The following is a 25,784-nucleotide window of genomic DNA, read 5'->3' as shown; positions in this document are numbered from 1 at the left end:
GCAAATTTCTCGTCGTCCGGGCAAAGGGCTGGCGCCGCTTGCGTAAAATTCCGCCTGAATTTGTTGACACGAGACATTCACGCCAGCAAGCGTCGCTGCATAAAAATCCCGGTCATTCGCTTAACGGGCCTCACATAACGCCCGGCGCATTAACCGGGCCAGGGGGCTATTGGGCGGTCTTCTCAAATTTACCCAGCACTTCACGCTCATACGCCAGCGCTTTTTTGCGGTCAAATTTGTGTTCCCACTTAGCGATCACCAGCACCGCCAGCGCATTACCCACCACGTTCAGCGCAGTACGCGCCATATCAAGGATACGGTCCACACCGGCAATAAAGGCCAGACCTTCCAGCGGTATCCCCACGCTGCCCAGCGTCGCCAGCAGCACCACAAAGGAAACCCCCGGAACGCCCGCAATCCCTTTCGAGGTCACCATCAGCGTCAGCACAAGGGTAATCTCATGCCAGATAGACAGGTCGATACCGTACAACTGGGCGATAAAGATCGCCGCGATGCTCTGATACAGCGTCGAACCATCAAGATTAAACGAGTAGCCGGTCGGCACCACAAAGCTGGTGATCGACGCCGGTGCGCCATAGGCTTCCATCTTCTCGATAATACGCGGCAGCACGCTTTCAGAGCTGGCGGTAGAGTACGCCAGAATCAGCTCATCCTTCAGAATACGGATCAGGATCCAGATGCTCAGTCCGCATACCCGCGCCACCATACCGAGCACCACCAGCGCGAAGAACAGGATCGCGAAATAAACCAGAATCACCAGCTTTGCCAGCGGCCACAGGGAGGCGAAACCGAAAGTCGCCACGGTCACCGAGATCAACGCGAACACACCGACCGGCGCATAGCGCATCACCATATGCGTCACTTTGAACATGGTTTCAGAGATTGAGCGGAACACGGTGACCAGCGGTTCACGATGGGTAGCGGGCAGCGAGGAAAGGCCGAGGCCAAACAGCACCGAGAAGAAGATGATCGGCAGCATGTCGCCTTTCGCCATGGAGGCGACGATATTCGTCGGCACCAGTGAGAGGATCGTGCCCATCAGACCATGCGCGTGGCTCTGCACTTCCGCGGTGGTGTTTTGATATTTTGAAATATCCACTGCCGCCAGCTGCGACATATCAATCCCGGCACCGGGCTGGAAAACGTTCGCGAGGGTGATCCCCAGCACAATCGCCACCGTGGTGATCACTTCAAAATAGATAATGGTTTTCGCGCCGATACGACCCAGTTGCTTTGCATCGCCCACGCCAGCAATGCCGACCACCAGGGTCGAAATCACAATCGGTACGACGATCATTTTAATCAGATGGATAAAGATATCACCCGCCGGGGTCAGCAGGTTCGAGGTTAACCACTCACGACTGTCGGCGTGATAATGCAGGTAACTTCCCAGCAGTATGCCCAGCACCAGAGCCAGCAAAATTTGCCAGGCCAGGCTGACTTTCGTTTTTTTCTTCACTACAGACTTCCTCAATGAAAGGCACCATTCCAGAAGATAACGGTACCCACTGAAAAGGGTATGAATTGTGTTGCGTTGTTTTATAGGGTTATTTAACGCGCAATATCAGTATCATTTGCACGGTATGCTGCGCAAGTCTTTAAGAACCGGGGATTACACTGGTTTTCTGCATAAATCCGCTTATATTGCCGGATTAGTATGCATAACTATTTGTTATAAAAAATATTTACTCAACTCAATTTCTATAAATTCCCTCAAGAAATTATTTCATGTCAATGTTTCATTTGATTGCTTTTCATTCAGTTTAATCAATGCGTGATCTGCCCCCCAAATAGCAAACAAAGCCGTCAAAGCCCCTGATCTTAACGTTTACTTGACATATATTTAACAATTCAGAGGAGAAAAAAAGCCATGAGCCAAATACATAAACACTCTATTCCCACTAATATTGCAGAACGCTGCCTGATTAACCCGGAACAGTATCAGACGCAGTACCAGTTGTCCGTCACCGACCCTGATGTCTTCTGGGGTGAACAGGGTAAAATCCTTGACTGGATCACCCCCTACACTCGTGTTAAAAACACCTCGTTCGCCCCGGGCAATATTTCCATCAAATGGTATGAAGACGGTACCCTGAACCTGGCCGCTAACTGTCTCGATCGCCATCTGGCGGAATCCGGCGACCGGACCGCCATCATCTGGGAAGGTGACGATGCCCGCGAAAGCAAAAACATCACTTATCGCGAGCTACACCGTGATGTCTGCCGCTTTGCCAACGTCCTGCTCGATCTCGGGATCAAAAAAGGCGATGTCGTGGCGATCTATATGCCGATGGTGCCCGAAGCGGCGGTGGCTATGCTGGCCTGCGCCCGCATTGGCGCTATCCACTCGGTGATTTTCGGCGGTTTCTCGCCGGAAGCGGTCGCCGGTCGCATCATCGATTCCAATTCCCGTCTGGTCATTACGTCTGATGAAGGACTTCGCGCCGGTCGTGCCATTCCGCTGAAAAAGAATGTCGACGATGCATTGAAAAATCCCAACGTGAAAAGCATTGAGCATGTGGTTGTGCTCAAACGGACCGGCGGAAAAATCGACTGGCAGGAAGGTCGCGATCTGTGGTGGGCCGATCTGATCGAGAAAGCCAGCGCCGAACATCAGCCGGAAGCGATGAACGCCGAAGATCCGCTGTTTATTCTGTATACCTCCGGCTCGACCGGTAAACCTAAAGGTGTACTGCACACCACCGGCGGCTACCTGGTCTATGCGGCGACAACCTTTAAATACGTTTTCGATTACCATCCTGGCGATATCTACTGGTGTACCGCCGATGTCGGCTGGGTCACCGGCCATAGCTACTTGCTTTACGGCCCGCTGGCCTGCGGCGCAACGACGCTGATGTTCGAAGGCGTACCGAACTGGCCGACCCCGGCGCGCATGTGTCAGGTAGTGGATAAACATCAGGTCAACATCCTCTATACCGCGCCAACAGCAATTCGCGCATTAATGGCCGAAGGCGATAAGGCTATCGAGGGTACTGACCGCTCTTCGCTGCGCATTCTCGGTTCCGTGGGCGAACCCATTAACCCGGAGGCCTGGGAGTGGTACTGGAAGAAGATTGGCAACGAGAGGTGCCCGGTAATGGATACCTGGTGGCAGACCGAAACCGGTGGCTTTATGATCACCCCCCTGCCGGGCGCCATTGAGCTCAAAGCGGGTTCCGCCACGCGCCCCTTCTTCGGCGTCCAGCCTGTACTGGTAGATAACGAAGGGATACCGCTGGAAGGCGCGACCGAGGGCAACCTGGCGATCGCCGACTCCTGGCCGGGTCAGGCGCGCACCCTGTTTGGCGACCATGCGCGCTTCGAGCAGACCTACTTTTCCACCTTTAAAAATATGTACTTCAGCGGCGACGGCGCGCGCCGTGACGAAGACGGCTACTACTGGATTACCGGCCGCGTGGATGACGTACTCAACGTTTCCGGCCACCGTCTGGGCACTGCTGAAATCGAATCCGCACTGGTGTCGCATCCCAAAATCGCCGAAGCGGCGGTGGTGGGCATTCCGCATAACATTAAAGGCCAGGCCATCTACGCTTACGTGACGCTAAACCACGGTGAAGAACCGACCCCGGAGCTGTACGCCGAAGTACGTAACTGGGTGCGTAAAGAGATCGGCCCGCTGGCGACGCCGGATGTGCTGCACTGGACCGACTCCTTACCGAAAACCCGCTCCGGCAAAATTATGCGCCGCATTTTGCGCAAAATTGCCGCAGGCGATACCAGTAACTTCGGCGATACCTCAACGCTGGCCGATCCTGGGGTGGTGGATAAACTGCTCGAAGAGAAGCAGGCCATCGCGATGCCATCATAAACCAACCGATCCCCTACAACCTCTCCCTTCGGGGAGAGAATATAAATAACACCCCTAAGGATTTCAGGTAGCAGGAAAGCGGTAAACAGGCGGCTCCCCGACATGTCACTGTCGGGTGGATGCGTGTTGCCGATTTCTGGCGCGTGGATGACAAAAGGGAACCTCTGGAGACGCGATGATGAACGATCAAATGTGTCAGCGAATAGAGAATAGTGCGCATTTCAGGGAGCTTGTCGCCACCCGACAAAGATTTGCCACCATTCTGTCACTGATTATGTTAGTGATTTATGTCGGCTTTATTCTGCTTATTGCTTTCGCACCCGGCTGGCTGGGCACGCCGCTGCATGCGGGAACCAGCGTCACCCGCGGTATTCCGATTGGCATCGGCGTGATCGTTATCTCTTTCGTACTCACCGGAATTTACGTCTGGCGGGCAAACGGTGAATTTGACCAACTGACGAAGAGCATTCTCAGCGAGGTGAAAGCATCATGAAGAAAGTTTTGACGGCGCTTGCCGCCACACTCCCTTTTACCGCTCAGGCAGCGGATGCCATCACCGGCGCGGTACAGCGTCAGCCGACCAACTGGCAGGCGATTATCATGTTCCTGATTTTCGTCGCCCTGACGTTGTATATCACTTACTGGGCGTCAAAACGCGTGCGTTCGCGTAGCGACTACTACACCGCTGGCGGCAATATTACCGGCCTCCAGAACGGGCTGGCCATTGCCGGCGACTTTATGTCGGCGGCGTCATTCCTCGGTATTTCCGCACTGGTTTACACCTCTGGCTATGACGGGCTGATCTACTCCCTCGGTTTCCTTGTCGGCTGGCCGATTATTCTGTTCCTGATCGCCGAACGCCTGCGTAACCTCGGGCGCTACACCTTTGCTGACGTCGCCTCTTATCGTCTCAAACAGGGGCCGATTCGCACCCTTTCCGCCTGCGGTTCACTGGTGGTGGTCGCGTTGTATTTGATCGCCCAGATGGTCGGCGCGGGTAAACTGATTCAACTGCTTTTCGGCCTCAACTACCATGTTGCGGTGGTGCTGGTTGGCGTGCTGATGGTGCTGTATGTGCTGTTCGGCGGCATGCTCGCGACGACCTGGGTACAGATCATCAAAGCCGTTCTGCTACTGTTCGGCGCCAGCTTTATGGCCTTTATGGTAATGAAACACGTCGGCTTCAGCTTCAATAATCTGTTTACTGAAGCGATGGCCGTCCATCCTAAAGGATCGGCGATTATGAGCCCCGGCGGACTGGTAAAAGACCCGATATCGGCGCTGTCGCTCGGACTTGGCCTGATGTTTGGCACTGCGGGCCTGCCGCATATTCTGATGCGCTTCTTCACCGTAAGCGATGCGCGTGAGGCGCGTAAAAGCGTATTCTACGCCACCGGATTTATGGGGTATTTCTACATTCTGACCTTTATTATCGGCTTCGGCGCAATCATGCTGGTAGGTGCGAATCCGGCGTTTAAAGACGCCGCCGGGCAGCTTATCGGCGGCAGTAATATGGCCGCGGTGCATCTGGCGGATGCGGTTGGCGGGAACCTGTTCCTCGGCTTTATCTCGGCGGTCGCCTTCGCCACCATTCTGGCGGTGGTTGCCGGTTTAACCCTGGCGGGGGCGTCGGCGGTTTCCCATGACCTGTACGCTAACGTATTCCGCAAAGGCGCAACGGAACGTCAGGAACTGAAGGTCTCGAAGATTACCGTGCTGATCCTCGGCGTGGTGGCGATCCTGCTGGGGATTCTGTTCGAGAAACAGAACATCGCGTTTATGGTCGGTCTGGCGTTCTCCATTGCCGCCAGCTGTAATTTCCCCATCATTATGCTGTCGATGTACTGGTCGAAGCTGACGACCCGCGGGGCGATGGTTGGCGGCTGGTTAGGTCTGTTGACCGCGGTGATTCTGATGATCCTCGGCCCGACCATTTGGGTACAGATTCTTGGTCACGAGAAGGCGATATTCCCGTATGAATATCCGGCGCTGTTCTCCATCGCCATCGCCTTTATCGGTATCTGGTTTTTCTCAGCCACCGACGCCTCAGAAGAAGGCGTGCGGGAGCGCGCGCTGTTCCGCGCCCAGTTTATCCGTTCGCAGACCGGTATCGGCATCGAACGCGGTCAGGCACATTAAATGCGCTCTCTTTCCCCGGCCCGCAGGCCGGGGTTCATCAGCATATCGTCAGCGGCGCGGCGATTATGCGTTACTGATCTTCAATAAGCAGCGCTTCCAGCAGGTCGAGGTCATGCAGCAGCTTCTGCAGCGTCTCGTTGCTGATCTGCCGGGTCGCACGCAGATGATACAGTTCCCCGCGCTCTGAACGCAGCGCCGCCAGACGGAACCGGCGCTCAAGGCTCTCTTCCAGCATGGAGGTTTCAACATCATTACGTCCGTCGACGCGGCGGCGCAAATTACCAATCACCCGCGAACTGACCTCGGTCAGCAGCTGATTATCAATATTCTCTTTGGTATCAGCAGCCAGCCGTTCTTCCATTTTCTGAATCGCGACAATCGCCACATCCGCCGTCGCCGCTCGCGCCAGACGCTCCTCTTTGCGCTGCTGTACGTGGTCGCTCGATTCGATATGACGCAGCAGAATCGGGAGCGCGATCACCCCAACAAACAGAGAGAACAGAATCACTCCGGCGGCAAGAAACACCAGTTCATAGCGCGCCGGGAAGACGTTGCCGTCCGGCAGAAGAAGCGGAATCGACAGCACACCGGCGAGCGTAATCGCCCCGCGCACTCCGGCGACGGAAGAGATCAGCAGCTCGCGGTCGGTCCAGGAGCCAAACTCCATCGGTTTCTTTTTCAGAAAACGCTGACTCAGTTTACGCATCGTCCACAGCCAGCCAAAACGCACCAGCATCAGGGCGGCGTAAATCAGGATGATATCGGTAAACAGCATCCAGGTTTCGACGTTCGGATCCGCTTCTGCGGCCACCAGCGAACTGGACAAAATATCCGGCAACTGCAGGCCCAACAGCAGGAAAACCATGCCGTTAAACACAAACTCCAGCATCGCCCAGGTGCTGTTGGCGCGCAGGCGCATCGCCAGCGGGGCGCTGCGCATCACGCCGGAACGGGTGATGGTCATCCCCGCGGCCACCGCCGCCAGGATCCCGGAAAAACCGATATGTTCAGCGATCAGGTAAGAAGCAAACGGCAGCAGGAACAGCAGCACAATCTGCGTTGCCGGTTCATCCCCGCCCCAGCGACTGAGGAAGCGCATCGAGCGCCCGTAGAGCCAGCTGACGATGAAACCCGCGAGAATACCGCCGACCGCCACTTTGAGGAACTCCATCGTCGCACCGCCGACGGTAAAAACCATCGTGCCCATCGCCACCGCAACGGCAAACTTCAGGGAGACCAGGCCGGAAGCGTCGTTCATCAGCGCTTCGCCCTGCAAAATCCCCATGATTTTTTTCGGAATACGCCCTTCGCCAACAATCCCGGACAGCGCCACGGCATCCGTCGGCGACAGTACCGCCGCCAGAGCGAACGCCGGAATCAGCGGGATACCCGGCACGATCCAGTAGATGAGGTAACCAATACCGACCACCGTCACCAGTACCAGCGCCAACGCCAGGCCAAAAATTTCTCGCCCGTGCTCAATGAACTCGCGGGTTGGGGTCTTCCAGCCATCGGCAAACAGCAACGGCGGAATGAACAGCACCAGAAAGAGCTCAGGATCGAACTCGACATGCAGCCCGAAGGTTGGCCAGGCCAACAGCGCACCGATGCCGATCTGGATTAAAGGTAGTGGAACCTGAAAGGGCAGTACGCGTGTAACCACCCCGGAGAGAGAGACCACGAGGGTCATGATGAGTATGGTAAAGAATATTTCCATGTGTTCCCTGTTTGCGGCGTTTTCTTTTTTTACATCTGAGACGTCATGTCCCGAAATAATACGCTACTCAGATTAACGCAAAAGGAAACAGGATGTGGTTTAAAAATTAAACGGGCAGCACTAACGCCGCCCATCGTTAAACAAAAAGTTAAATCGCCCAGCCACCGGCATAGAAGATAACCAACGCCGCAGCGATAATCACCGTACCCAGATTCAGCTTACGCCACTCGCCGGACACCAGACGACCAATGACCAGCGCCGCGAAGCCAATCATGATGCCGGTCACAATATTACACGTCAGTACGATAAAGACCGCCGTAATCAGCCCCGCCATCGCGTCCACAAAATCGTTAAAATCGATTTTCGCCACGTTGCTCAGCATCAGCAGGCCGACGTACATCAGCGCCGGAGCGGTCGCATACGCCGGGACCAGATAAGAGAGCGGAGAGAGGAACAGGATCAGCAGGAACAGCACGCCGACGGTCACCGCAGTCAGACCGGTTTTCCCGCCAGCCGCCGTACCAGCCGCGGATTCAATATACACCGCCGCCGGAGCCGCGCCCACCAGGCCGGAGAAGACGCTGCTCAGGGAGTCAGTGGTCAGCGCTTTGCCGCCGTTGATAATCTGTCCGTCTTTATCCAGCAGGTTCGCCTGACCGGCTACCGCACGAATGGTCCCTGTGGCGTCAAACACCGCGGTCATCACCAGCGCCAGCACGCTTGGCAGCACGACCGGGTGCAGCGCGCCCATGATATCCAGGCTGCCGATCAGCGAGTTGCCTTTGTCGTCGCTCAGCGACGGCATGGCGAAAATACCGGAGAAATGAACATGAGGATCGAAGATCAGGCCGATAATCGACACGCCGATAATCGTCAACAGGATGCCGCCCGGCACTTTCAGTTTTTCGAGCCCGATAATCACCGCCAGTCCGATCAGCGACATAATTACCGGGAAACTGTCAAAATTACCCAGCGCCACCGGCAGACCATCCAGCGGATTTTTGATAACCAGACCCACGCCGTTGGCGGCGATCAGCAGCAGGAACAGACCGATACCAATCCCGGTGCCGTGCGCAACGCCCTGCGGCAAGTTGCGCAGGATCCAGCTACGAATGCCGGTAGCGGAAATCACGGTAAACAGTACCCCCATCAGGAAGACCGCCCCCAGCGCCACCGGAATACTGATCTGCTGACCAAGAACCAGACTAAACGCGGTAAAGGCGGTGAGCGAGATGGCGCAGCCAATCGCCATCGGCAGATTCGCCCACAATCCCATCACCAGCGAGCCAACCCCCGCCACCAGACAGGTGGAGACAAAGACGGCAGCGGGTGGAAAACCCGCTTTGCCAAGCATCCCCGGCACCACAATGACTGAGTACACCATCGCCAGAAAGGTGGTAAGACCGGCAAGGATCTCCTGACGCACGGAGCTGCCGCGAGCAGAAATTTTAAACCAGGCGTCTAATGAACCGCCGGTACGCGCTGAAGGCGTAGACATAGAAAACGTCCCCTGAGAATTTTTATCGTTCGTCTGGATGCGTGGCGAACCGTCCACTGCCAGTTAAACGCGATCTCCTTGTGCTTAACCTCGCAGCGCCAGAGGCGGCGAAAAGCAAACGTTTAACTCCGCGCATACAATACGATGAAGAATGACCTTGCTCTCCCCCTGTCATCAGGGAAAATGATGAGCAAAATAAAAAGGCAAACGATTATCCGGCCTTTAGATACGCCTTTTCAACCGAAGTTTGTCGAATTTCGCTAAATTTCACTTATGACGTTCAGGAAATAACCAGCCGATGCGCAAACGTTATCGTCCATGCGCAATCCGGTAACATTTTTGTATTGGGCTGATAGCAATTTTTCCCGGTCATCGGCTTTAGTGATGGATCGTTCCTCAGAAGCTTTGCGGCAGGGGTTAACGCAACGATACCGTTCGCAGGCCGACGGGTACTCAGCCATATCCGCTGCGAGTGAACGGCCAGGTGGCCAGTTCTGGATACGCACCTGCGTGCTCGCCAGGTTTCCTGATGCGCCTCCCTCTGCGGCGATCTGGATGCTGAAGGCCATAAAAATAAAATCTTTCAGTCTGAATCAGGATGGTAAGCGAACGGGTAACTTCTGACTTTCGCCAGAACCACCGATTAACTGAACCCTTTTATTTCTGAGTCCTCCTCCAGCAGCAGCCGCGCGCCGGTGCCCTCTGCGCCAAGCTTATCGCCGGGGTTGCGTAACGGACAGTCGCGGCGTGACAGGCAGCCGCAGCCGATGCAGCCATCCAGCTGATCGCGTAGCGCGGTCAGAGTATGAATGCGCCGATCCAGTTCCTCCCGCCACTGGGATGACAGCATCTTCCACTCTTTGGCGCTGAGCTTATGCCCTTCCGGCAGCACGCCAAATGCCTCGCCGATAGTCGCCAGCGGAATACCAATACGTTGCGCAATTTTAATTATCGCCACCGCCCGCAGGACATCGCGCCGGTAGCGACGCTGATTGCCGGCGTTGCGCTGGCTGTGGATCAGCCCTTTGCTTTCATAAAAATGCAGCGTGGAGACGGCCACACCGGTGCGTTTCGCCACTTCACCAGGGGTCAGCAGCATTTTGATACGGGGTGATTTTTTTTCCATAAAAGCGCTTTACCTCAAGTTAACTTGAGGAATTATACTCGCCCGCAGACAAAACGACGAATCGAGAATTGAGAGAGGCCGCTTTATGTCCCATCAGGATATTATCCAAACGCTAATTGAATGGATTGATGAACATATCGATCAACCGCTTAACATTGATGTAGTCGCCAGAAAATCGGGATACTCAAAATGGTATCTCCAGCGGATGTTCCGCGCCGTCATGCATCAAACTCTGGGGGATTACATTCGCCAGCGCCGCCTGTTGCTCGCCGCGGAAGCACTGAGAACCACCCAGCGCCCTATTTTTGATATTGCGATGGATCTCGGCTACGTATCGCAACAAACCTTTTCACGCGTGTTCCGCCGCGAATTCGACCGTACGCCCACCGACTATCGCCACCACATTTCCGCCTGATAACACCTTATCAGGCCAGAGGCTGACCCGATCGTTGCTCAGCCTCTGCATAAATGCCTGCCACGACAGCCTGTCGTAGAAAGCATCATCTCTTTATCATTAGCCATAAAAAATAGGGTTAATGAGCGCAAAAAAAGCACATCTTTTGACTGGTGAATAAAAGAGCTAATGTGATATAGTTCACATTAGTTGGTGAAACAAGAACACTGTTTCATTGCTGTCTTAGTTGCCTGTAGATAGCCAGAGTACCACGTCACCGTCAGTCTCATCAGGTTGTCAAAGGTGCCCAAATTTCGTTGAGGATAGGTTGATGGCTTCCATTACTACCAGTGTTGTACTTCTGCGCTGGCCACTCGTGAGCGCTGTGTTGATGTTCCTGGCCAGCTCATTAAACATTCAGCTACGTAAAAGCGATTATGCCGGTTTAGCGGTGATTTGTAGCTGTATGGGCCTGGCCGCAGCATGCTGGTTTGCCACTGGTCTGTTGGGCATTACGCTACTGGATGCAGCAAAAATCTGGGGTAATATTAAGGACGTGATGATTGACGTCATGAGCCAGACCCCGCCGGAATGGCCAATGGTCATGACCTGATCGAAAAAAGCGTCCCACAAGGAAGCAATGCCGGGGGACGATCGAAACATCCCCCTGGTCGTTCACAGGCAGCGGATATCACGCCTGTCCACACCACCTATCGTCAACGGAACATACCGCTGACTAGATGTCGTCAAAACCATCATTAACTCTCTCCGCCTGGCGCTAACAAAACCCGGTTAAGCCAGACATCAGGCACGCTTTTTTCACGCTATCTCCCCAACTTAGACAACATCTCCTGGCGCATAGCCTTATGAATAACCAGCATAAAAGTTCCGTAAAAGTCTGAGCGTACGCTGGCAAGGATTCCCCCTCCTCCGTATCGCTACGGTTGGGAATTGGGAGGGGGAAAGGGGACAACTTTAAGAATGGAAATGGCAGGATGCCATTATTAATCGTTTCCGGGATCAAGCGGATTCGATTAACAGGAACCAGTGTAAGCTGCTAAGTTGAATGAATTGCGTAGAGTCAGTGAAGATTTTGTCATAATTTATATCCGTGACATATTTCGCTGATGCTAAAAGTAAAAACATCACCTGCCGTTGTTTACCTCCGGGGAAAGGGGACCAAAATCTTAAAAAACATATCGCCTGTTTTTTTCATGACATTCAGCACCCGGGTAGCCGCTGACTGAGTGCGGGTTCACCGCAGAGGGGGTTGGGCGCATCAGGAAAGCCTGGCGAGAACGCAGGCGCACATCCAGAACTGGCCACTAAGCCAAAATGGGTGAAAACGAAAAATGCGTCATGTTCGCCAGAACCACCGATTGACAGAACCGCTCAGCCAGCCATAAACACAACTGACAGCCCTTAACTGACCAGCATTGCACAGAGCGCGGTTTTTAGCGGGCAATAAAAAGCCGGGATAAATAAAGATCCCGGCCTGTCGTTAAATGATTATCAGAAATGCGTATTCACGCTGACATAAAACGTCCGGCCTGATTCATTATAGGTTTCCGCGCCCGCGCCATACAGATAAGCGCCGGTCGTCGAGTTCCCCGTGGTCTGCGCATTACCGGCACGGTAGTGGCGAATGTCGAACAGGTTATCCACCCCGCTGGTCAGGCTCAGATTTTTGTTCACATCCCAGGTCGCGCTCAGCCCGACAATGCTATACGGACTCACTTCGTTCAGCTCACTGCCGGATACCGCCTCACCTTTATAGTTAAAGCGCTTCGGTTTCTGGCGGCCATACCAGGTGAAGGTGCTCTGCAATGAGAGATCGTCGCGCACCTGCCAACTGACGGTCGAGTTGAGCGTGAACTGCGGGATTATCGACAGGCGATCGCCGGTGGTCTTGTTCTTACTCTGCAGCATCCACGTCAGGTTATTGCTCCAGTTAACCGTTTCGCTTACCGGCAGATTTAACGTGCCTTCCAGCCCTTCAACCAGCGCCTTCGGTACGTTTTCCCACTGATAAATATTGGTGGTGCCGTTGCTGGCCGTGCCCACTGCCGAATAGCCGGATTCAATCTTATTGCGGTAATCGTTACGGAAGTATGTCACGCCAGCCTGATAGCCGTTACGCTTGAACTCAAGACCAATCTCTTTATTGACGCTGGTTTCCGCTTTCAGATCTTTATTACCCATCAGGTAACAGGCAGAGTTGCTGGCATAGCACCCCTGGCCATTGCTGTACAGAATATAGTTCGGGTTGAGCTGGTAAAGGTTCGGCGCTTTATAGGCGCGGGCAATCCCCAGCTTCAGCGTCCAGCTCTCCGACAGTTCCTGGGAGAGGTTCAGGGATGGACTCCAGTTATTGCCGACAAGGGTATGGTGGTCAAAGCGTAACGCCGGCGTCAACATGGTGCTGTCGGTCAGCGCGATATTATCTTCGGTAAATAGCGAGAAAATCTCGGCGCTGGAATAGGGACTGCGTCCGGTAGCCGATACACCGTCAATGGAACCATAAGAGAGAGACTGGGTCGTTGATACGCCGTCTTTCATCCGTTGCTGGTTCCACTCGGTACCCAGCGTCAGATTCTGCTCAACGCCGAGAGTAAACGGAATGTTCACTTCACTGTGCAACAGGACGTCCGACAGATCGATATCCGAGAATTTGCTGCTGGAGAAAATTCCCTCCGATCCCCCGGCCAGCCCCTCGTTCATGCGTGAGTTACGGGTACGTTCATACTGAGCGAATGTGTTGCTGGTCACACCGTTGTCCCAGCCGCCGGTCCACGTAATCCCGTAAGTCTGACGATAGAGACGATTGGTCTCTTTACCATACATACTTTTCACCAGTGCGCTGGTGTTGGTGTTTTGCGTGTCGCCCGCATACAGGTTGCCCTGACGGCTGTAGCCGGTTTCAAATTCCAGCGCCTGCATCGGCGCAAATTCCCAGCGCAGCTTGCCGTGGATATCTTTATTCACGACCCCTTCGCGCCCCGCCGGATAAGAGCCTGCGTAGCTACCGGTTCGTGCCGCTTCATGACCAGAGTTAATATCCTGGGCATCGGCCTGAGTTTTGCTCAGATTTCCCCATAAATTAAAGCTGACCTGATCCGAGAGCGGACCATTGAGGCTAAAGTTAGTACGCTTGGTCGCGCCCTCTTTACGGTGCTGAGGAGCGTTCAGATAGGTATTCCAGGAACCATGCCACTCGCCGGTGGCCGGTTTCGTGATGATATTGACTACCCCGCCCATCGCCCCGTTGCCGTAGCGGGCCGCCGCAGGACCGCGAATGACGTCGATATGGTCGATCATTTCCGCGGGTACCCAACTGGTGTCGCCGCGTGTATCCCTGTCGCCGCGCCAGCCATAGCGCACGGAGTTACGACTGGTCACTGGCTTACCATCAACCAGAATCAGCGTGTTCTCCGGCCCCATACCGCGAATATCAACCTGGCGGTTATTGCCGCGTTGGCCGCTGGTGGAGTTGCCTGTAAGGTTAACGCCCGGTTGTGTACGAATCAGTTCGGAGACATCGCGAGCGGGTGGATGCTTACGGATTTCATCGGCCGTAATCGTGGAAACGCCGGGGGCCTGCAGATTCTGTGTCGCCGCGGTCACCACCATCGTTTCGTCGTGATTTGTCTCAGCGGTTGTGGTCGCGGTCTCGGATTTCTTTGTTTCCTCTGAAGTGCTGCCATCAGCGGCTTGCGCTGATAATGTCACTCCCCAGATAGCCATATGGATCAGAACCGCCAGTGAATAATGTTTCATGGAATATGCCCTGTTTTCTTTTATTGCTGTCGGGGCCGCCTGTTTTATCTGTCCGATAAACAGTAATGACTTCCATGCACAGGGCATCATCTCTGCTTTTGGCATAGCAAAGCCCTCCCGCTAAAATACCGGGATAGCAATAAGCAATTAATCACCAAAAATAGGGATATATCACCCTGGCAAAATGAAGATATAAACGGGCCACGCTATTCTTTGATAGCGTTATCCGAACAGCACCAATAGGATTATTGTGCCACATAACGTTATTAGAAATGAGTTTTATTATCAAGTCGATAATTATTCATTTTAGAGTTTAATTAAATAATGAAATAAAAACATAAAGATAGATATGGTTAGCGCTACTTTTATTGATGTAAATTTTAAATAAATGAATTACATCCACATTAAAAAAACATAATTAACACATATTGTCTCCACAATTGTTTATGGCGACATAGCATGATGACTTGAATATGCCTCAGTGTTTTTTATAAAAAAATAGCGTATCACGCAGATATACAGCAGCTTATACTCTACATAATTCGCGTTGCGGGAGGGCGGCAGTCGATGAAATATTTCTTCCTGAATAACAGAAAACTGAATCTGAAGGTCAGCGGATGTGATATGAAAATACATGGCGCATCCGGCAGCGTGAAACGACAGGCTATCATAGCCGTCTGCGCCATATTAATGAGAATTAACTCATATCCCGATATTAACGCGACTTACGGTAGTGGCGGGGGCTATAACCAAACCAGCGACGAAACGCCCGTGAAAAAGCGCTTACCTCAGAATACCCCAGTAGCAACGCCATTTCCGATACCGACAAATGCTGCTGTTTCAGGTAGTGAGTCGCCATCTCTTTACGCACATGATCAACTTGCGCGCTAAAGCTGGTGTTTTCCTCACGCAGGCGCCGCTGCAAAGACCAGGCGGAAAGCCCCTGCTTTTCAGCAACAGCCTCCAGCGACGGTTCGCCATTAACCAGCTGCAGCTGAATGCCGGTTCGGGTCTGGTCAACGCAGCTCTGGTTAACCGGCACCGCGCTCAGGCGTCGAATCGCATCCTGCATAACCAGCAGCAGCATCGGGTCGTGATCGGGCATTTTGCGTGAGACATCCGCTTTATTAATGATCATGGAATTAAACGGCTGATCAAAATAAACGGGGGCATCAAATACCTTACAGTGCTCGTGCCACTGTTCAGGACGAGGGTGTTCAAAATGCACTTCTCTGGGCGCCCAGTGCTTGCCTGCCGCATGGCGGATAAGGTTCAGAAACATGCCCAGCGTAAGCTCTGCGTCCTGACGCCGGGAGAGGATCGCCCCATGGCGGACCTGATAGTCCAGTTGCCAGCTGTCATGACGTTCGGTCAGTTGAATCAGCGTGTTGTGCTGGTGAAACGGAAAGGCGCTGACCAGGTTGCGCAGCGCCTGCTCAAGGGTGGCGGAGCACAGGCCGATATAACCGATAAGCCCCAATGACTGCGGCCGGAACTGCTGGCCGTAATAAAGGCCGAAATTATCACGACCGGCCAGATGCGCCGCCTCCTCCATTACCCGGCAATAACTGACCAGATCCAGGCTCAGGGTCGGACAAGACAGACTCTCTGGATTGATGCCGCTAATCCCGAAAATTCGGTCAGCATCCCCTCCCTGGGAACCGATGAAATCACTGAGCCCCGTCGCGGCCGCAGATAATACGCCGCGGTGCATACCCACCGCTCCGGAGAGCGCAGATAACACACTATCTGATTGCATCATGGTCATTATTCCACTGGAGGCTACACATGGACAGCTCTCCAGCAAAAAACATACCAACCATAATCTTATTTATAATCATCAATTTATTAAAATACCTTCGGATTATTTGCACCATCGCGGCCATAGAATGCGCCAGGAGTGTGCGCTCATACGCCGACGGGTAACGCTGTGCCGGCCAGGTAACGTTGACACAAACGCACGGTATGGCTGGTCCAGGCATCCCCCAGGCTGCGCGCCATTTCCGTTTCCCGATGTGAAGCGACCCATGCGGTAAGCTGAATACGCCGCTGGATCAACATTGCCGGGATGACAGCCAGTTCCCGATCGCTGATATGCGCGACCTGCTCATAGCCACTTAGCCAGTTTTCGATCCACTGGGGAGCGCTGGCATGATGCTCAACAAAGCTGATGGCCGCCGCTAAATCATGCAGATACCAGCCCATACCGCAATCATCAAAATCAATTACGCGAGTCTCCCCATGATGTAACAGCAGATTGGTTAATCGCAGATCCGCGTGAATCAGGCCATAGTGCGCCGGCGACTGACCAAATTCCGTCATCTGCTGACCGACATGCCGGATCGTCTCCTCTACCAGAGGATGTTCCCGTGGATCGAGGCCGGGGGCATCCCGCCAGTCTCCCCAGTGACTGGCCGCCGACACCATGGTTTGGTGATCCCAGATAATACGGCGAAAACTCGCGGGCTTTTGCCAGCTACGGCTGTGCTGATGCAACCGCGCGGTAATATGTCCCAATTGACGGAAGGCCGTTGGATCGACCTGGGTTGTCGGCATTTCCCCGTCAATCCAGTGAAATAATACGCCATAGCGTTGGCTTCCGTCGGCCAGGGGCAACCGCTGAATCCGTTCGCCCCGGTCATCCGCGATCGCTTCCGGCACCGCAATACCGGCATCGCGCAGGGCGTCGAGCCACAGCAGTTCACTTTCAATATCCTGACGATCATGATAATCACCGCGATGAATACGCAGCGCGAACCGGTTACCGGAATGCGTCACCTGCAGGGTGGCATTTTCCGATCGGCACAGTAACCGAACCGTGGCATCAGCGTATTGCGGATAGTTAGCCAGCGCCTGATGGGCCAACCGGAGGATCATTTCGTTACTCAGGGTGTCGTACTGTTTCGCGCTCATGTCCTGCTCCATTTATCTCTGAAGGTGACTTCAGAATGGCGCTGAACCTTTTTGACTGGCTTGACGACGCGACAGAGAAAGTTGACCGCAGCCTGCATTTCCCCCTGTTCACACCTGGAGTTGACATTAGCCAGCAGTCATCTGTTTTTTACGGTCAAGTTTTTCCCCGTTTAGCGGGCCATTATCAATGTGCCAGCGTTAACGGCGTCACATTTCTTCTATGGCACAGACGGGGAATGCAGTGATGAAAAACAAACTTAAACCTACTCTCGGAGCCCTGCAGTTGTGGGGAATTGCTGTCGGACTGGTGATTTCCGGAGAGTATTTCGGCTGGAGTTATGGCTGGGGAGTGGCAGGCACTCTGGGCTTTCTGGTTACCACATTATTTATTGCCCTGATGTATACCTGCTTTATTTTTAGTTTTACCGAACTGACCACCGCGATCCCGCAAGCCGGTGGGCCATTCGCATATAGTCGCCGTGCATTTGGCGATACCGGCGGCCTGATTGCCGGTATCGCGACGTTGATTGAATTTGTTTTCGCCCCGCCCGCCATTGCCATGGCGATTGGCGCTTACCTTAATGTCCAGTTCCCGGAACTTAACCCAAAACTGATCGCCGTCTGCGCGTATCTCATCTTTATGGGGCTGAATATTGTCGGGGTCAGTATCGCCGCGACCTTCGAACTGCTGGTCACATTGCTGGCGGTAATCGAATTACTTGTCTTTATGGGCGTTGTCGCACCTGGTTTCAGTCTGGCTAACTTTGTCGCCCACGGCTGGGCGGGCAGCGATAGTTTCTCTGCGGCATCCGTGTCCGGTATTTTTGCGGCTATCCCTTTCGCCATCTGGTTTTTTCTCGCTATCGAGGGGGCGGCAATGGCGGCAGAAGAGGCCAAAGACCCGCGCCGGACAATCCCCAGGGCCTATATCGGCGGCATCATCACGCTGGTTGTCCTCGCGGTAGGCGTAATGGTGCTGGCTGGTGGGGCCGGAGACTGGCGTACTCTCTCTGATATTAACGATCCGCTTCCTCAGGCGATGAAAATGCTGGTCGGCAACGATTCCCGCTGGATGCACATGCTGGTCTGGATCGGATTGTTTGGCCTGATCGCCAGCTTCCACGGCATTATTATGGGCTATTCCCGCCAGTTCTATGCTCTTGCCCGCGCCGGTTATCTGCCCCCGGCATTGTCTAAACTGTCGCGCTTTCAGACCCCGCACCGGGCCATACTTGCCGGCGGCGTAATCGGTATCGCCGCTATCTTCTCGGATGGTATCAGCCTGCAGGGCATGAGCCTGACCGCCGCGATGATCACCATGGCCGTTTTTGGCGCTATCGTGATGTACATCATGAGCATGCTGAGTCTGTTTAAGCTGCGCCGTAGTGAACCCACGTTACTCCGCAGCTACAAGGCGCCGGGTTACCCGTTCATCCCCGCTATCGCCCTGTTCTGCGCTGTCGTTTGCCTGGCTGCCATGCTGTGGTTTAACCCGCAGATTGGCGCGTTATTCCTGGCCTTTATGGTAGCCGGTTACCTCTATTTTCTGACAACACACGCCCGGAGAAACGCGCTTGCCAGCTCTCCGGTCACGGCGACCAACGAATAAGTCTGCCTCAGAGCCTGAATAAAAGGAGTGATTATGACCGTACGATCAACCATCATGGACACCAATAGCTTTCGCGCTGAACATGCCGACAGCCTGGCTCCGGAGATCCGCCAGTTAACCGATAAACGCAGCAAGATCCTCGGCGAGTCCTACCGCCTGTTTTACCGTAATCCAGTTCATCTGGTGCGCGGGCAGGGACAGTATTTGTGGGATAAGCAGGGGAATAAATATCTGGATGTTTACAACAATGTTGCCAGTATCGGCCACTGTCATCCGGCGGTAATTGAAGCGGTTCACCAGCAGATGATGCAGTTAAATACCCATACCCGCTATCTGCATGAACATATTCTTGATTACAGCGAGTCACTCCTCGCCACGCTTCCCGGCGAAATTAATCGGGCGATGTATATGTGTACTGGCTCTGAGGCCAATGACCTGGCGATTCGCATTGCCCGCGCCTGGAGCGGCGGCACCGGCATTATTGTCTCCCGTGAGGCCTACCACGGAACCAGCGCGTTAACCTCTGGCGTATCGCCTGCTCTGGGCAGCGGCCAGCCCCTGGCGCCTGAAACGCGCCTGGTGGCCCCACCGGATTTTTACCGTAACCAGACCGCCGATCCAGGCGCCTGGTTTGCAGCGGAAATTCAGAAGCAGATTGATGATATGGCGGCCCACGGCATTAAATTCGCCGGTTTCCTGGCTGACTCCATTTTCTCTTCTGACGGCGTTTTACCTGGCCCACGCGGTTTTCTGAAACAGGCGATCGATGTGGTCCATAAAAACGGCGGGATTTTTATCGCCGATGAAGTACAGCCCGGTTTTGCCCGTACCGGCGAGGCATTCTGGGGATTTGCCCGCCACGATGTGGTGCCTGATGTCGTGACCACCGGCAAACCGATGGGCAACGGCATCCCGGTCTCAGGGCTGATGGCTAAAGGAGAAGTGCTGGCGGCTTTCAGCGACGCGCTTCCCTATTTTAACACCTTTGGCGGCAACCCCGTTGCTATGGCTGCGGCCCAGGCGGTATTGAGCGTTATCCAGCAGGAAGAGCTCCAGGCCCATAGCCTGCATATCGGCGAGCAACTGCTGGCGGCGCTGCGCACTTTGCAGGATAAGCACGAATGCGTCGGCGATGTACGCGGCGCCGGGCTATTTATTGGCTTCGAACTGGTCACCGACAGGGAAAGTAAACAGCCGAATAAGGCCCTGGCGCTTAATCTTATTGAAGCGCTGCGCGAAGAGTTTGTCCTGACTTCCGTGGCCGGACCTTACGGTAATGTCCTTAAATTACGCCCGCCGCTATGCTTCCAGGCCGAAGATATCGACTGGCTGGTGAGCGCGCTTGACCGTTGCCTGACCAGATTAGGCTCCTGATCTGCCGGGGGTGATAGAACCAGATTGTGCCGTTTCCGAAAGAACGAGTCTCATGGATGAGACGCGTCGCTCAGAAGACGGCGCGCCTGCAACCTGGAGTATGGCGGGTATAAATATTGGTAAGGCTCCAGAATAACCTTGAGCCATAGATATCCGGAAACCCACGATGAACGATTATTCAACCAATCAGGCTTAACCCGATGAAACCTGCAATGGCTGGCGCAAAGCAGGTTATTTCCCCGCAACCAGCCTTTTCCTGACATGCTACACTCCCCCTCCCTCTTTCGAGGTTCAAACCCATTACTGGGTAAGGATAAGTCAGGCTTGCAACCGGCGCTTCAGCAACCTAGCGTTAACTCAAAAAAATGAGTTAACACTTTGTTTACATATAAAAACTTCAAACTCAGAATGGGATATCGTCGTCAAAGTCCATTGGCGGTTCGTTGGATGGTGCTGCCGGAGCCTGTTGCTGCGGGCGAGACTGCGCGCCACCGCTAAACTGGTTGCCGCCCTGCGGCTGCTGAGGCTGGCCCCAACCACCCTGCTGCTGACCGCCGCCTGCCGGCGCGCCGGTGCCCTGCTGACGACCGCCGAGCATTTGCATCGTGCCGCCAACGTTAACCACCACCTCAGTGGTATATTTGTCCTGCCCGGATTGGTCTGTCCACTTGCGGGTACGCAACTGGCCTTCAATATAAACCTGAGAACCTTTACGCAGATACTCACCAGCTACTTCCGCCAGTTTGCCAAACAGCACAACGCGGTGCCATTCAGTCTGCTCTTTCATCTCACCGGTCACTTTATCACGCCAGGATTCGGAAGTAGCCAGCGTAATGTTGGCAACCGCACCACCACTCGGCATGTAGCGAACTTCCGGGTCCTGGCCCAGATTACCGACGAGAATCACCTTGTTTACGCCTCTGCTGGCCATGTCTGTGTCTCCTGAATACGATTCTTGATTAAGTGTAAACGCGCGAGTGTATCATTTCCAGGGGGTCATTTGATAGCTGGGAAGTGTGTTCCGGATATCACGCGCGGGCTGACATTGTTACATAGCTTGCCGGAAAATGCATTCGAACACTGTATATTCAAACAGGTTAAATTGTGTCATAATTAGCCGTTTCCGCCGTTTGTCCTTCAAGCAAACCAGGCAATCCGCGTATCTACCGGGAAAGGTGAATGGATAAGATCGAAGTTCGGGGCGCCCGCACCCACAATCTCAAAAATATCAACCTCGTCATCCCACGCGACAAACTGATTGTCGTTACCGGGCTTTCGGGTTCAGGCAAATCCTCATTGGCTTTCGACACGTTGTACGCCGAAGGACAGCGTCGTTACGTTGAATCGCTCTCCGCCTACGCGCGGCAGTTCCTGTCGCTGATGGAAAAGCCGGACGTCGACCATATCGAAGGGCTGTCGCCAGCAATTTCCATTGAACAGAAATCGACCTCCCACAACCCGCGTTCGACGGTAGGTACCATTACCGAAATTCACGACTACCTGCGTCTGCTGTACGCACGCGTCGGCGAACCCCGCTGCCCGGATCACGACGTCCCGCTGGCGGCGCAGACCGTCAGCCAGATGGTGGATAATGTGCTTTCTCAGCCTGAAGGCCAGCGTCTGATGCTGCTGGCGCCGATCATTAAAGAGCGCAAAGGCGAGCACAGCAAAACGCTGGAAAACCTCGCCGGGCAGGGCTACATCCGCGCGCGGATCGACGGCGAAGTGTGCGATCTCTCCGATCCGCCAAAGCTGGAGTTGCAGAAGAAACACACGATCGAGGTGGTTATTGACCGCTTTAAAGTACGTGAAGATCTCAGCACCCGTCTGGCCGAGTCTTTTGAAACCGCGCTGGAGCTCTCCGGCGGCACCGCGATCGTCGCCAATATGGATGATCCAAAAGCGGAAGAGCTGCTGTTCTCCGCCAACTTCGCCTGCCCGATTTGTGGCTACAGCATGCGTGAACTGGAACCGCGCCTGTTCTCCTTCAACAACCCGGCTGGCGCTTGCCCGACCTGCGATGGCCTGGGCGTACAGCAATATTTCGACCCTGAACGCGTCATTCAAAATCCTGAACTCTCGCTGGCTGGCGGGGCTATCCGCGGCTGGGATCGGCGGAATTTCTACTATTTCCAGATGCTGAAATCGCTGGCGGAGCATTATAAGTTCGACGTGGAAGCCCCCTGGGGAACCCTGGAGGCCAGCGTGCAGAAGGTCGTGCTGTATGGTTCAGGTAAGGAAAACATTGAATTCAAATACATGAACGATCGCGGCGACACCTCCGTGCGCCGCCATCCGTTCGAGGGCGTGCTGCACAACATGGAGCGCCGCTATAAAGAGACGGAATCCAGCGCGGTACGGGAAGAGTTGGCGAAGTTCATCAGCAACCGTCCATGCACCAGCTGCGACGGCACTCGCCTGCGTCGCGAAGCGCGGCACGTGTTCGTCGAAAACACGCCGTTACCGACCATCTCAGATATGAGCATTGGCCACGCGATGGCGTTTTTCAACAATCTGAAGCTCTCCGGCCAGCGCGCGCAAATCGCCGAGAAAGTGCTGAAAGAGATTGGCGATCGCCTGAAATTCCTCGTCAACGTCGGCCTGAACTATCTGACCCTTTCCCGCTCGGCGGAAACCCTCTCCGGCGGCGAGGCCCAGCGTATTCGCCTCGCCAGCCAGATTGGCGCAGGCCTGGTCGGCGTGATGTACGTGCTGGATGAGCCCTCTATCGGCCTGCACCAGCGCGATAACGAACGCCTGCTCGGCACGTTGATCCACCTGCGTAACCTCGGCAACACCGTTATCGTCGTCGAGCACGATGAAGACGCGATTCGCGCCGCCGACCACGTTATCGACATCGGCCCTGGGGCAGGTGTCCACGGCGGTCAGGTGGTGGCTGAAGGTAAGCTGGAAGAGATTATGGCTGTGCCGGAATCCCTGACCGGCCAGTTCATGAGCGGGAAACGCAAAATTGAGGTGCCAAAACAGCGCGTTCCCGCCAATCCGGAGAAAGTGCTGAAGCTGACCGGCGCACGCGGTAACAACCTGAAAGACGTCACGCTGACGCTGCCGGTGGGCCTCTTTACCTGCATTACCGGCGTATCCGGCTCAGGTAAATCGACGCTGATTAACGATACGCTGTTCCCGATCGCCCAGCGCCAGCTTAACGGCGCGACCATTGCCGAACCCGCGCCGTATCGTGATATTCAGGGGCTGGAACATTTCGACAAGGTGATCGACATTGACCAGAGCCCTATCGGCCGTACGCCGCGTTCCAATCCGGCCACCTACACCGGCGTCTTTACGCCAGTGCGTGAACTGTTTGCAGGCGTACCGGAATCACGTTCACGCGGCTACACGCCGGGCCGTTTCAGCTTCAACGTGCGCGGCGGCCGTTGTGAAGCCTGCCAGGGCGATGGCGTAATCAAAGTCGAGATGCACTTCCTGCCGGATATTTACGTGCCCTGCGATCAGTGCAAAGGCAAACGCTATAACCGCGAAACGCTGGAGATTAAGTACAAAGGCAAAACGATCCATGAAGTGCTGGATATGACTATCGAAGAAGCGCGTGAGTTCTTCGACGCGGTTCCGGCGCTGGCGCGTAAGCTGCAAACGCTGATGGATGTAGGGCTGACCTATATTCGTCTCGGTCAGTCGGCCACCACGCTCTCCGGCGGCGAGGCCCAGCGCGTCAAGCTGGCGCGAGAATTGTCGAAACGCGGTACCGGGCAAACGCTGTATATTCTTGATGAGCCGACTACCGGGCTGCACTTCGCCGATATTCAGCAACTGCTGGAGGTACTGCACCAGTTGCGCGATCAGGGCAACACTATCGTGGTGATTGAGCACAATCTGGATGTCATTAAGACGGCGGACTGGATTGTCGATCTCGGCCCGGAGGGCGGCAGCGGCGGTGGTGAAATCCTCGTTGCCGGTACGCCAGAAACGGTTGCCGAGTGTGAAGCTTCCTATACCGCTCGCTTCCTTAAGCCAATGTTGAAGTAACTTCACCAGCCTCTTCTCTCTTCGGGAAGAGGCGTTATCTCACCTTATTTTTGCCGCTGATATTGAGTGATTTTCACTCGAACAACATCCGGCATCAGGGCTATACGCCAGATGGCGCTGCTGACTGGAATTTTATGATAATAGTCTGCGCTTACTCTCGGAAAGCGTATCGAGCGCCTGCTGGTATGAAGCGTCAACCAGGTAGTAAATCTGCGAATCCGGCAGGGAACCGTCAAGAAACACCGTACTCCAGTGAGCTTTATTCAGATGTTTACTGGGGCGGACATCGCGATGCTGCTCCCGCAGGAGTTCCGCCAGCTTCGGACTGGCTTTTAACGATACCGCAGGCCGGTTATCTTCAACCTCTTTTACCATTGCAAACAGGACATCCCCCACTTTGATCTGTGTGGCTTTCCAGTCGCTATGCACGCTTTGCTCCGCGCCCGGTTTTGCCATGCAGTACATCAAGAGTTCCGAAATTGTCATTTTTATTCCCCCATGAGCGTCGCAATAATATGGCGCGATCCGCCGTGAATACGATGCTCCCCCAGCCAGATACCCTGCCAGGTTCCCAGACTGACGCGCCCATCCTGCACAGGCAGCATCAGCGATACGCCGAGCATCGACGACTTAATGTGCGAGGGCATATCATCGGGACCTTCATAATCGTGTTCATACGGCGCGTTATCCGGCACGGCATGGAGAAAATGTTGCTCCATATCGTTGCGGACGGTCGGATCGCAGTTTTCATTGAGCGTCAGGGAAGCGGATGTATGCTGGAGCAGCAAATGCAGCAGGCCCGTTTTCACCCGCGACAGTTGGCGAATTTGGCCCACAATTTCATCAGTTACCAGGTGAAAACCCCTGGCTTTCGGGCCTAATATCAGGGTTTGCTGATGCCACATAAACGACTCCTTTTAGCAATAAATCTTCTTAAGTGTGCAGCAATAAGTGAAAAGGTAAAACCTTTGGCACGCTAATTTTGCACAAAAAAACGGCAGCTTAAGTGACCAATGCCGTTCACTTAAGCAAATCATCGGTGTTGTCTTTTGTTTTATTTGCCTGTGGCAAACGCATTATCGGTGGTTTAAACGAAAATCTGATTCGGTTGATTCACTAACTGAGCTGATACGGGCTGAAATATAAAGGATATGACTTTTTTTATGATTTTCAGCCTCTGAAAAGCCACTGACGAATAACGGACTCACCGCATGGGGGGTGGGCGCATCAAGGAAACCTGGCGGGAACGCAGGCACGCATCCAGGACTGGCCGCCAGGACGGCGGCCAGAGGGCGGGTCGAGACAGGGACAAAATTGCCGGGAGCAATTTTGAACAGCGCTTGCGCTGGCCCTGGAAGGGCGAGTCCCAGGGATGGGACGAG

The 25,784-nt window shown here is 54.4% G+C and carries 20 protein-coding genes; 9 read left to right on the top strand and 11 right to left on the bottom strand.

From position 1 onward, the window contains the following. Window positions 1-166: 166 nt before the first annotated feature. Complete coding sequence (gltP, locus tag ABK821_RS03795; protein ID WP_138358362.1) at window positions 167-1,480, bottom strand: glutamate/aspartate:proton symporter GltP; 1,314 nt, start codon at window positions 1,478-1,480, stop codon at window positions 167-169. Between the two features lie 411 nt (window positions 1,481-1,891). On the opposite strand from gltP, the gene acs reads away from it, so the two are divergent. The 3 genes from acs (at window position 1,892) to actP (ending at window position 5,989) form a co-directional block, all read left to right on the top strand. Then, window positions 1,892-3,850 (top strand): acetate--CoA ligase, encoded by a 1,959-nt coding sequence (gene acs / locus ABK821_RS03790; RefSeq protein WP_395033816.1) that lies wholly within the window; start codon window positions 1,892-1,894, stop codon window positions 3,848-3,850. Window positions 3,851-4,028: 178 nt separating this feature from the next. Further along, entirely contained in the window at window positions 4,029-4,343 is a 315-nt protein-coding gene (locus ABK821_RS03785) for a DUF485 domain-containing protein (protein WP_142502974.1), read from the top strand. Then, entirely contained in the window at window positions 4,340-5,989 is a 1,650-nt protein-coding gene (gene actP / locus ABK821_RS03780; protein ID WP_142502953.1) for a cation/acetate symporter ActP, read from the top strand. Before ABK821_RS03785 ends, actP begins: the two co-directional genes overlap by 4 nt. Before the next feature lie 70 nt (window positions 5,990-6,059). Here the strand turns inward: actP and ABK821_RS03775 are convergent, their stop codons facing one another. From ABK821_RS03775 to soxR, 3 genes are all read right to left on the bottom strand, one after another. Then, complete coding sequence (locus tag ABK821_RS03775) at window positions 6,060-7,706, bottom strand: Na+/H+ antiporter (RefSeq protein WP_138358356.1); 1,647 nt, start codon at window positions 7,704-7,706, stop codon at window positions 6,060-6,062. 148 nt (window positions 7,707-7,854) lie between these two features. Beyond that, complete coding sequence (locus ABK821_RS03770; RefSeq protein WP_138358354.1) at window positions 7,855-9,204, bottom strand: NCS2 family permease; 1,350 nt, start codon at window positions 9,202-9,204, stop codon at window positions 7,855-7,857. Window positions 9,205-9,847: 643 nt separating this feature from the next. Beyond that, a complete protein-coding gene (gene soxR / locus ABK821_RS03765; RefSeq protein ID WP_138358352.1) occupies window positions 9,848-10,330 on the bottom strand; it encodes a redox-sensitive transcriptional activator SoxR in 483 nt (160 codons plus the stop codon). 85 nt (window positions 10,331-10,415) lie between these two features. Here soxR and soxS point away from each other — a divergent pair, with 85 nt between their 5' ends. Further along, complete coding sequence (gene soxS / locus ABK821_RS03760; RefSeq protein ID WP_138358350.1) at window positions 10,416-10,745, top strand: superoxide response transcriptional regulator SoxS; 330 nt, start codon at window positions 10,416-10,418, stop codon at window positions 10,743-10,745. A 310-nt stretch (window positions 10,746-11,055) separates the two neighbouring features. After that, the gene (locus ABK821_RS03755; RefSeq protein ID WP_138358348.1) at window positions 11,056-11,337 is read left to right on the top strand and encodes a YjcB family protein; all 282 of its coding nucleotides are present in this window, start codon (window positions 11,056-11,058) and stop codon (window positions 11,335-11,337) included. 899 nt (window positions 11,338-12,236) lie between these two features. On the opposite strand, the gene ABK821_RS03750 is transcribed toward ABK821_RS03755, so the two are convergent. From ABK821_RS03750 to ABK821_RS03740, 3 genes are all read right to left on the bottom strand, one after another. Then, entirely contained in the window at window positions 12,237-14,501 is a 2,265-nt protein-coding gene (locus ABK821_RS03750; protein WP_138358346.1) for a TonB-dependent siderophore receptor, read from the bottom strand. Between the two features lie 715 nt (window positions 14,502-15,216). Further along, window positions 15,217-16,269: an AraC family transcriptional regulator gene (locus tag ABK821_RS03745; RefSeq protein WP_138358344.1), complete on the bottom strand. Its 1,053-nt coding sequence runs from the start codon at window positions 16,267-16,269 to the stop codon at window positions 15,217-15,219. 140 nt (window positions 16,270-16,409) lie between these two features. Then, complete coding sequence (locus ABK821_RS03740) at window positions 16,410-17,414, bottom strand: phosphotransferase enzyme family protein (RefSeq protein WP_138358342.1); 1,005 nt, start codon at window positions 17,412-17,414, stop codon at window positions 16,410-16,412. A gap of 35 nt (window positions 17,415-17,449) precedes the next feature. Here ABK821_RS03740 and ABK821_RS03735 point away from each other — a divergent pair, with 35 nt between their 5' ends. From ABK821_RS03735 to ABK821_RS03725, 3 genes are read left to right on the top strand one after another with little or no spacing between them, the layout of a single operon-like run. Further along, window positions 17,450-17,659, top strand: coding sequence for a hypothetical protein (locus ABK821_RS03735; protein ID WP_142502959.1), 210 nt, complete (start codon window positions 17,450-17,452; stop codon window positions 17,657-17,659). Further along, window positions 17,659-19,023: an ethanolamine permease gene (gene eat, locus ABK821_RS03730; RefSeq protein WP_343178179.1), complete on the top strand. Its 1,365-nt coding sequence runs from the start codon at window positions 17,659-17,661 to the stop codon at window positions 19,021-19,023. The genes ABK821_RS03735 and eat overlap by 1 nt, the downstream gene beginning before the upstream one ends. Window positions 19,024-19,056: 33 nt before the next feature. Continuing rightward, window positions 19,057-20,397, top strand: a complete 1,341-nt coding sequence (locus tag ABK821_RS03725) for an aspartate aminotransferase family protein (protein WP_138358338.1) — start codon at window positions 19,057-19,059, stop codon at window positions 20,395-20,397. A 403-nt stretch (window positions 20,398-20,800) separates the two neighbouring features. Here ABK821_RS03725 and ssb1 read toward each other — a convergent pair whose 3' ends face one another. Beyond that, on the bottom strand, window positions 20,801-21,328 hold the full coding sequence (ssb1, locus tag ABK821_RS03720; protein WP_138363131.1) for a single-stranded DNA-binding protein SSB1: 528 nt from the start codon (window positions 21,326-21,328) through the stop codon (window positions 20,801-20,803). A 248-nt stretch (window positions 21,329-21,576) separates the two neighbouring features. On the opposite strand from ssb1, the gene uvrA reads away from it, so the two are divergent. Then, on the top strand, window positions 21,577-24,402 hold the full coding sequence (uvrA, locus tag ABK821_RS03715) for an excinuclease ABC subunit UvrA (RefSeq protein ID WP_142502964.1): 2,826 nt from the start codon (window positions 21,577-21,579) through the stop codon (window positions 24,400-24,402). 132 nt (window positions 24,403-24,534) lie between these two features. Here the strand turns inward: uvrA and ABK821_RS03710 are convergent, their stop codons facing one another. The 3 genes from ABK821_RS03710 to ABK821_RS03700 all read right to left on the bottom strand — a co-directional run. Continuing rightward, window positions 24,535-24,888 carry an MmcQ/YjbR family DNA-binding protein gene (locus ABK821_RS03710; RefSeq protein ID WP_308560729.1) on the bottom strand — a complete coding sequence of 118 codons (354 nt, stop codon included), beginning with the start codon at window positions 24,886-24,888 and terminating at the stop codon, window positions 24,535-24,537. 2 nt (window positions 24,889-24,890) lie between these two features. Continuing rightward, window positions 24,891-25,307, bottom strand: a complete 417-nt coding sequence (locus ABK821_RS03705; protein ID WP_138363128.1) for a secondary thiamine-phosphate synthase enzyme YjbQ — start codon at window positions 25,305-25,307, stop codon at window positions 24,891-24,893. A 171-nt stretch (window positions 25,308-25,478) separates the two neighbouring features. Beyond that, on the bottom strand, window positions 25,479-25,784 hold a 306-nt coding region (locus ABK821_RS03700), incomplete at its 5' end, for a hypothetical protein (RefSeq protein WP_395033815.1).

The sequence above is a fragment of the Klebsiella sp. KE9456 genome, assembly GCF_043832615.1.
Lineage (GTDB): Bacteria > Pseudomonadota > Gammaproteobacteria > Enterobacterales > Enterobacteriaceae > Klebsiella > Klebsiella indica.
Note: the sequence above shows the minus strand (reverse complement) of the source record. Positions and strands in the feature narration are given on the sequence as shown.

What these genes read in the sequence shown, in the direction of transcription:
- ABK821_RS03770 (WP_138358354.1), bottom strand. Translation starts at nt 9,204, where the DNA reads ATGTCTACGCCTTCAGCGCGTACCGGCGGTTCATTAGACGCCTGGTTT.
- ssb1 (WP_138363131.1), bottom strand. Translation starts at nt 21,328, where the DNA reads ATGGCCAGCAGAGGCGTAAACAAGGTGATTCTCGTCGGTAATCTGGGC.
- actP (WP_142502953.1), top strand. Translation starts at nt 4,340, where the DNA reads ATGAAGAAAGTTTTGACGGCGCTTGCCGCCACACTCCCTTTTACCGCT.
- ABK821_RS03755 (WP_138358348.1), top strand. Translation starts at nt 11,056, where the DNA reads ATGGCTTCCATTACTACCAGTGTTGTACTTCTGCGCTGGCCACTCGTG.
- ABK821_RS03705 (WP_138363128.1), bottom strand. Translation starts at nt 25,307, where the DNA reads ATGTGGCATCAGCAAACCCTGATATTAGGCCCGAAAGCCAGGGGTTTT.
- ABK821_RS03725 (WP_138358338.1), top strand. Translation starts at nt 19,057, where the DNA reads ATGACCGTACGATCAACCATCATGGACACCAATAGCTTTCGCGCTGAA.
- ABK821_RS03735 (WP_142502959.1), top strand. Translation starts at nt 17,450, where the DNA reads ATGGCGCTGAACCTTTTTGACTGGCTTGACGACGCGACAGAGAAAGTT.
- acs (WP_395033816.1), top strand. Translation starts at nt 1,892, where the DNA reads ATGAGCCAAATACATAAACACTCTATTCCCACTAATATTGCAGAACGC.
- ABK821_RS03775 (WP_138358356.1), bottom strand. Translation starts at nt 7,706, where the DNA reads ATGGAAATATTCTTTACCATACTCATCATGACCCTCGTGGTCTCTCTC.
- soxS (WP_138358350.1), top strand. Translation starts at nt 10,416, where the DNA reads ATGTCCCATCAGGATATTATCCAAACGCTAATTGAATGGATTGATGAA.
- ABK821_RS03785 (WP_142502974.1), top strand. Translation starts at nt 4,029, where the DNA reads ATGAACGATCAAATGTGTCAGCGAATAGAGAATAGTGCGCATTTCAGG.
- ABK821_RS03750 (WP_138358346.1), bottom strand. Translation starts at nt 14,501, where the DNA reads ATGAAACATTATTCACTGGCGGTTCTGATCCATATGGCTATCTGGGGA.
- uvrA (WP_142502964.1), top strand. Translation starts at nt 21,577, where the DNA reads ATGGATAAGATCGAAGTTCGGGGCGCCCGCACCCACAATCTCAAAAAT.
- soxR (WP_138358352.1), bottom strand. Translation starts at nt 10,330, where the DNA reads ATGGAAAAAAAATCACCCCGTATCAAAATGCTGCTGACCCCTGGTGAA.
- ABK821_RS03745 (WP_138358344.1), bottom strand. Translation starts at nt 16,269, where the DNA reads ATGACCATGATGCAATCAGATAGTGTGTTATCTGCGCTCTCCGGAGCG.
- ABK821_RS03740 (WP_138358342.1), bottom strand. Translation starts at nt 17,414, where the DNA reads ATGAGCGCGAAACAGTACGACACCCTGAGTAACGAAATGATCCTCCGG.
- ABK821_RS03710 (WP_308560729.1), bottom strand. Translation starts at nt 24,888, where the DNA reads ATGACAATTTCGGAACTCTTGATGTACTGCATGGCAAAACCGGGCGCG.
- eat (WP_343178179.1), top strand. Translation starts at nt 17,659, where the DNA reads ATGAAAAACAAACTTAAACCTACTCTCGGAGCCCTGCAGTTGTGGGGA.